Annotated in this window: 7 protein-coding genes and 1 tRNA gene; 2 read left to right on the top strand and 6 right to left on the bottom strand. The window is 41.2% G+C overall.

Features of this window, described 5'->3' with window-relative positions; genetic code table 11:
- Positions 1-383: 383 nt before the first annotated feature.
- The 3 genes from H5300_RS07180 to H5300_RS07170 are packed head-to-tail and all read right to left on the bottom strand — an operon-like array spanning position 384 to position 1,512.
- A complete protein-coding gene (locus H5300_RS07180) occupies positions 384-1,160 on the bottom strand; it encodes a hypothetical protein (RefSeq protein ID WP_182795717.1) in 777 nt (258 codons plus the stop codon).
- 58 nt (positions 1,161-1,218) lie between these two features.
- Entirely contained in the window at positions 1,219-1,356 is a 138-nt protein-coding gene (locus tag H5300_RS07175; protein ID WP_016796248.1) for a hypothetical protein, read from the bottom strand.
- A 9-nt stretch (positions 1,357-1,365) separates the two neighbouring features.
- Positions 1,366-1,512: an alpha-amylase gene (locus H5300_RS07170; RefSeq protein ID WP_182795716.1), complete on the bottom strand. Its 147-nt coding sequence runs from the start codon at positions 1,510-1,512 to the stop codon at positions 1,366-1,368.
- 628 nt (positions 1,513-2,140) lie between these two features.
- On the opposite strand from H5300_RS07170, the gene H5300_RS07165 reads away from it, so the two are divergent.
- Positions 2,141-2,836 carry a hypothetical protein gene (locus H5300_RS07165; RefSeq protein WP_182795715.1) on the top strand — a complete coding sequence of 232 codons (696 nt, stop codon included), beginning with the start codon at positions 2,141-2,143 and terminating at the stop codon, positions 2,834-2,836.
- A gap of 353 nt (positions 2,837-3,189) precedes the next feature.
- On the opposite strand, the gene H5300_RS07160 is transcribed toward H5300_RS07165, so the two are convergent.
- A tRNA-Leu gene (locus H5300_RS07160) sits at positions 3,190-3,274 on the bottom strand.
- A gap of 195 nt (positions 3,275-3,469) precedes the next feature.
- Here H5300_RS07160 and H5300_RS07155 point away from each other — a divergent pair.
- Positions 3,470-3,946 (top strand): RDD family protein, encoded by a 477-nt coding sequence (locus H5300_RS07155; RefSeq protein WP_004735338.1) that lies wholly within the window; start codon positions 3,470-3,472, stop codon positions 3,944-3,946.
- Positions 3,947-4,009: 63 nt separating this feature from the next.
- On the opposite strand, the gene lptG is transcribed toward H5300_RS07155, so the two are convergent.
- Together lptG and lptF are read right to left on the bottom strand one after the other, a co-directional pair.
- Entirely contained in the window at positions 4,010-5,080 is a 1,071-nt protein-coding gene (gene lptG, locus H5300_RS07150) for an LPS export ABC transporter permease LptG (protein WP_182795714.1), read from the bottom strand.
- Between the two features lie 3 nt (positions 5,081-5,083).
- Positions 5,084-6,184: an LPS export ABC transporter permease LptF gene (lptF, locus tag H5300_RS07145; protein WP_182795713.1), complete on the bottom strand. Its 1,101-nt coding sequence runs from the start codon at positions 6,182-6,184 to the stop codon at positions 5,084-5,086.
- Positions 6,185-6,305 lie beyond the last annotated feature (121 nt).

Below are 6,305 nucleotides of genomic sequence, written 5' to 3'. Positions count from 1 at the left end.
AACCGTATGGCTTCCGTAACGATAGTCCATGACCAACTCCACCTATGTACAGAGTTGTAAAGTATCATAGCTAAAGCTGACCGACTAAAGTCGGTGGTTTTAACCTTTTAGGAGACTAATAAAAGCCGAACGATACAACACGAAGTCATATGGTTCGGCTGTACCCACCCCTATCCCTAATGAACCTTGAGCAGTTTCAGCTACTTGCCTCAGCGTTTTCACCTAATCAATGACAGGCTACAAGGTTGTCCAAATACCTGTACACGACCCAGCCAATGAAGCTAGGGTGGTGCTCATAATGAAAGGTATTGTTGTGATGAACTGGCATCCAGTTCTGGTTTGAGGATTGAGCCCCTCATTAGCTATTGGGTTTCGATATCATCTTAGAATGGAAAATACTCTGAATGCAAATTAAGAGAGAGCATCTTTTGATAGAACGATAATTCAAGTGGATAAACCGTACCGGAATCAAAAAATGCACTCGTATCAGGACTACGATTATATGCAGCGTCTATAAGGTTTTTACCTACAACAATGTTTCGACAGTAATCCTGAATAAATTGCACCAGCTCGTCTAACTCGATATCTCGTTTAATGTCGTAACAATACCAGTTCCCTTCTTCATTATCGGAATGAACAACATCATCTAGTTCAACCCCGTTGAAGATTGTTCGTTTTTTTCCTTCAATTTCCGTCTCTATTAAACCGACTAAACCAGCCCTATATTGACATATGACATTAAACACATCGTTGTCTTGCAAAATGACAAGCCTTAAGCAAGTAAAGCTTCTATGGTTTTTATTATATGGCTCTTTCGAACGATGATAAGCACTACTTTTAACTGTCTTGACTTGATACTTAAAAATCATTTCACCAGTTAGTTTTCGAAATAGAGACTTACTTTCTCCGTCCTCTAAAAGAACTGTATAAAACAGATGCTCCCTAGCCCTTTTGAGTAGATGACCATACTCTTTAATAAAATATGCCATCTGCCTTTCAGTCGCATTTTTCCGTCCGTTTCGCCATGCAGAGACCAAAGCAACAGACTTTCCACTTAACCCTGCTTTAACCGCTATATCCTCATTGCGATATCCAGCGGTATCTATTGCCAGCTTAAGCAGTTGCCTTGTCAACTTGTACTTCTTATCTGTTTCACCCATAGCCAACCTAATGTTATTAAAGAGAAAACCGATGGTTATTTAACCATCGGCTCTGTTCTTAGTCATCACCTATATAATCATCGTTATTAGGATTGTGAGCATCCGCCCAATCATCCATATCGGCATCATTATTAGGATTATTAATATCAGACCATACATCTAGCTCATCTTGAGACATATCTGAAGAATCTATCATTGTAATCTCCTACTTTTTGCCTTGGTAACGTGAATTGTTAGGGTTCATCTGATTCGCATGATTGTCATTTGCTTTTTGATACGCCGTATTTTGACCAGTAGAACCTTTGTTACGGTTAGCTTGATTTGATTTATGGTCGTTCTGTTTGTTACTCATCGTTCTATCTCCGTTGTTGAATGAACGATGCCATTGTATGAAAGACCTAAGCAAAACGACGATGATAGAACAGTGATATTCTGGTGATTATCAGTGATTATCAGTGATGTTTAGTGATTCCTGATGAAAGGTGAGATAAATACACGATATGTCGAAAGAAAAGTTACCATCTACATGAACACCACCACACGGCACACTGATCATGCCCACTTACCACCAGAAGCACCTCAGACAATCACTCAGTGAGCTGACAACAGCAAAGTTAACTCATCGAACGTTAGTAATAACGATACTGAATCATCGCGTTAGAATCGCTTCTGGTGGCAGTGGTGGAATTAGTTGGTAAGTTTCTAGAGGGAATGTCGGGGATAAAGTTCACTGAAGTAATTGAGTAAACAATGACATGGTCGTTTCGTGGTGTATTAGTGTGATTGGTTGTTAATGTCTATCCCCAACAGCCTTAGTACACACTAGCTCAAAAGCCCCATGATAAAAGGCTTAACGTTAATACATCAAAACGAGTGATTCCATAAGAGATTATTTAGATTGAAATTTAGCTTGATTTCCTCCGTATCCATTGGTGTGTATAGTGTCGATTGTAAACTATTGGGATAGCGTAGGTAGAGAAATGACTCCACAATTGAAACACTGTTTATTTAATGAAATGAAACTGTTAAAAGATCATTGGATGGAGCAGTACCGAAGCTTCGACAACTCTCAAATGCAATTTATTGATACCACTTTGAACCAGATGTTAACGGAAGCTCAAAAGATTAAGGCAAGTAGCTTATGTGCTAATAATTTGAGGGATCGCATTAAGTTTAGTGGCGATAATGAATCCAATGAGTTCATACATGTTATGTGTTGTTGCTTTATCGAGTGGATTGAACATAACGGAGTGGCGTTACAAAAAGAACTCTATAGGCACAGCGAACGCTGCGCTGACAATTGGTTCCCCGTGGTTATCATTACAGAGCAAATCAACGAACTTTCAGTCCCAGATGAGCAAATAACGGTTTACAGAGGCTGTCATAAAAGTCAGTTAGAAAACGAAGTTTATCGAAACCGTCAACCATGGACAACAGACGTTAAAGTAGCTAAAAAATTTGCTTTTGATCACCCATCTACTGATCAACTGAAACAAGATAGTGTTGTTATAAAAGCTGTCGTAGCTCGAACAGATATTCTCTGGGATAGAGGTTATGAATCAGAAATGGTTCTTAGAATGGGCTTTAACCCCATTTATCTTGAGAGAATGGATATAACGTATGATGATTATCTTAGTGATCAAAATATTACTGTCTATGATTCAACCTTGGCTTAATACCTGTTCACCAAATAGACTTTAATCATTAGCCAAGCTAGGACACATAACAGAATCCATAGCACCGTAAATTCACCATGGTCGTACCATGGTTCTTCAAGCTCACAGCCCTTAATGATACTAGCTTATGAGATGACAGCTTTTAGCATTTATTGGATTTACAAGGATTCCCTTGAGCACAGAATCGACATGCGATGAACCATAGATGGACCATGGGCAAAATTTCAGGGTTGATAAAGAGAGTCTATCGGAAAGATTTTTACTGATAACAGGAAAAGGAAACTGAGGTAAGCTTTTGATTGTGCTAGATACAACAAAGCCCCGACTTGAGTCGAGGCTTTGTCATTTAAATATGGTACCGGTAGGCGGACTTGAACCGCCACGCCCGAAGGCAACGGATTTTGAATCCGTCGTGTATACCAATTTCACCATACCGGCATTATCTTGGGGCGTTGCCCTTTCGATGTCTGGCATTATACGTATGCGAACTGATGTGGCAAGTATAAAAACTTGAATTCATGTGTGTTTGCCGATAATTTCGCCACTAAGTCATAAGCTGTGCGTCATGTCTCTTTTCACGCCAAGCCTTAGACTATATTCTGACGCCTAAATTTTTGAAGAAGTAATAACACCATGACACCAACAAACACAATGCCACCAGCAGGAGTAATGCGCCGATTTGGTGCCTTGTTCTATGACGCCCTTATCGTAATAGCTATAGAGATGCTGGCGGCTGGCGTCATTGTCGCTCTGCTGCATGCGCTCATGGCACTTGGCGTTTTTAACCATAGCGGTTATGCCGATGTTAGTGACTTCTTGAGCAACCATCCGATTTGGAGCCCTGCATATACCTTTTACTTAGTTGTGGTTTGGGTGTACTTCTTTGTGTTCTTTTGGACAAGAGCAGGTCAAACGCTAGGAATGCGAGCTTGGAAACTGCGCATTCAAAACAAAGATGGCTCCGCTATTACGGTAACCCAAGCGCTGATTCGCTTAGGAACCTCAGGATTTGGATTAGCAAACTTATGTGTTCCATTCGATCCTCAGAAACGTGGCTTTCACGACATCTGGGCGAAGACCGAAGTAGTAGTGCTACCACAAGCACGATAACGCGATTAAACTTGCTACAGTCAAGATCAAAAAAGGAAGGCGTTATGCCTTCCTTTTTTCTATTTACAGTTTCCGCCTCAAGAGCATTATGGCTATTCCGAGGAATACCACGCTAGGGGCTAGCGCACCAAAGGCCGGCGGTATTTGATAAACCAAACTGACCGGACCAAAGAACTCACTGGATATATAGAAAGTAAAACCTGCAATAACCCCCGAAAGAATCCTAGCTCCCATAGTCACACTTCGTAATGGACCAAAGATAAACGACAATGCCATCAACATCATGACCGCTATCGAAATCGGCTGAGTTATCTTTCTCCATAAAGCGAGTTCATAGCGTGATGCATCTTGCTCCGAGGCTTTAAGGTAGGAAACATAATCGTACAACCCACTTAAAGACAGTTCTTCTGGTTTAACTGTTACGATCGCAAGCTTATCCGGAGCGAGTGATGTCTTCCATGAGTATGTCGGTAGGCTTTCTTTAGTAATTTGAATCTCATTTTCGAAAGACGTGATCTCGACATCATTCATTGTCCAAACGTTGTCTCCAACGTAATCGACCTCTTCAGAGTATATCGCCGTCTTAAGTGCCTTATTCTCATCAAAGCGCCACATGTTCAAACCATATAGCTTTTCATCGTCAATTTTGACAACGAATATAAAGTCGTTGGCATCACGTGCCCATACCCCACTTTGGGTCGAGATAATATTACCACCAGCAATCGATATGGTTCTTAGGTCACGAGCCATCTTCTGTGCTTGAGGCGCACCCCATTGACCAAGAAGAGTTACGACGATCATTAATGGAATTGCGGTTTTGAGTACCGATAGGCCAATATCTAACTTAGAGAAACCCGCAGCCTGCATCACCACCAGTTCAGAACTCGCAGCAAGCATACCCAATCCAATCAATGCACCAAGTAATGCGGCCATTGGAAAGAACATCTCGATATCACGAGGTACACTCAATAGAACGAAATACAGCGCTTGTAATAGATCATAGGTACCACGACCAACCTTTCTCAGCTGCTCTACGTACTTGATGAACCCAGAGAGACCAACAAACGTCACCAATACCAGTGACGTCGTTGCGATGATGGTTCTGCCTATATATAAATCGAGAATCTTAAACACGGCTTAAGCTAACCTTTTATTCTTGAATTTTTCTTTCAAACGCCTTACTGGCACGCTATCCATAAAGTTTGCACCAATTGCGACAAATAACAATAACGCATTAATTGGCCACATGCCGACTACCGCAGGGATACTCCCTTCTTCAATCGAAGATTTGGTTGCACTGATTGTTAAGAAATAGGTTAGGTAAATAAGGATTGCTGGACCAATTTTAGCGAAACGACCCTGTCGAGGGTTCACCGCCGACAGAGGCACAACAAGCATGGTCAACAATGGAATACAAAGTACCAATGAAATTCGCCACTGTAATTCCGCTTTGGCACTGTTTTCTGGATTACCAATCAGTTCGAGTGTAGGAATCGCTTCCCAATCTCGACCTTTTTTCTTGACTTCACGCTGACCGATTAAGCCTTCGTACTCTTCAAAGTGCGTCACCATATAATCAAGACGTGTCGGAACCCCTTCATGACGAGTGCCGTCATACATAACGATGACTTGGCGACCATCGCTCAGTTCTTTGACATCACCCGACTTAGAAAACATCACACTGGGTAATACCGAATCACGTGGGCGCATTTGAGCAACGAACACATTTTCTAACTTATTACCGTCGATATCATCAATGAAAACGACAGAAGAACCATCCGGCGTGCCTTCAAACTTACCTTTTGGCAGCAGATCAACACTGTTCTCTGCAGCCACTTCTTCATACATTTGCTCAACTTTGTCTTGCGACCAAGGAGATAACCAAAATGAGTTAAAAGCGGCAACTGATGCGGTTATCAAAGCCAAATAAAGCGCAGATTGGATAAGGAATTTATTACCAATACCCGTAGCGTTCATTACGACAATTTCACTTTCAGCGTAAAGACGGCCAAAAGTAAGCAAAATACCAATATAGATACTGAGTGGAAGCATCAACAAACCCATTGCTGGCATATTTAGACCAACAATCGACAATATGAGGCTCGCAGGAATATCACCATCAGAGGCGTCCGCTAAAACACTGATGAATTTTTGGCTGAGAAACACGAGAAAGAGAACAAAAAAGATCGCAAATTGGCTCTTGATTGTCTCGCGGATCAAATATCTAACAATAATCACGCTCAAATTACCTATACAAAACTTGTTTTTTTGATTGAATCACTATAATTTCCCGTTGAACCTTTTATTTTTTTAAATTTTTAGCTAAGTGTTAGCGTTCTTCTTTAAGGTTAGTTCCATT

This window comes from Vibrio sp. SG41-7, from assembly GCF_014164465.1.
GTDB classification, from domain to species: domain Bacteria; phylum Pseudomonadota; class Gammaproteobacteria; order Enterobacterales; family Vibrionaceae; genus Vibrio; species Vibrio splendidus.
This window is presented reverse-complemented; position numbering and strand designations above follow the sequence as displayed.

What these genes read in the sequence shown, in the direction of transcription:
- H5300_RS07180 (WP_182795717.1), bottom strand. Translation starts at nt 1,160, where the DNA reads ATGGGTGAAACAGATAAGAAGTACAAGTTGACAAGGCAACTGCTTAAG.
- H5300_RS07175 (WP_016796248.1), bottom strand. Translation starts at nt 1,356, where the DNA reads ATGATAGATTCTTCAGATATGTCTCAAGATGAGCTAGATGTATGGTCT.
- H5300_RS07170 (WP_182795716.1), bottom strand. Translation starts at nt 1,512, where the DNA reads ATGAGTAACAAACAGAACGACCATAAATCAAATCAAGCTAACCGTAAC.
- H5300_RS07165 (WP_182795715.1), top strand. Translation starts at nt 2,141, where the DNA reads ATGACTCCACAATTGAAACACTGTTTATTTAATGAAATGAAACTGTTA.
- H5300_RS07155 (WP_004735338.1), top strand. Translation starts at nt 3,470, where the DNA reads ATGACACCAACAAACACAATGCCACCAGCAGGAGTAATGCGCCGATTT.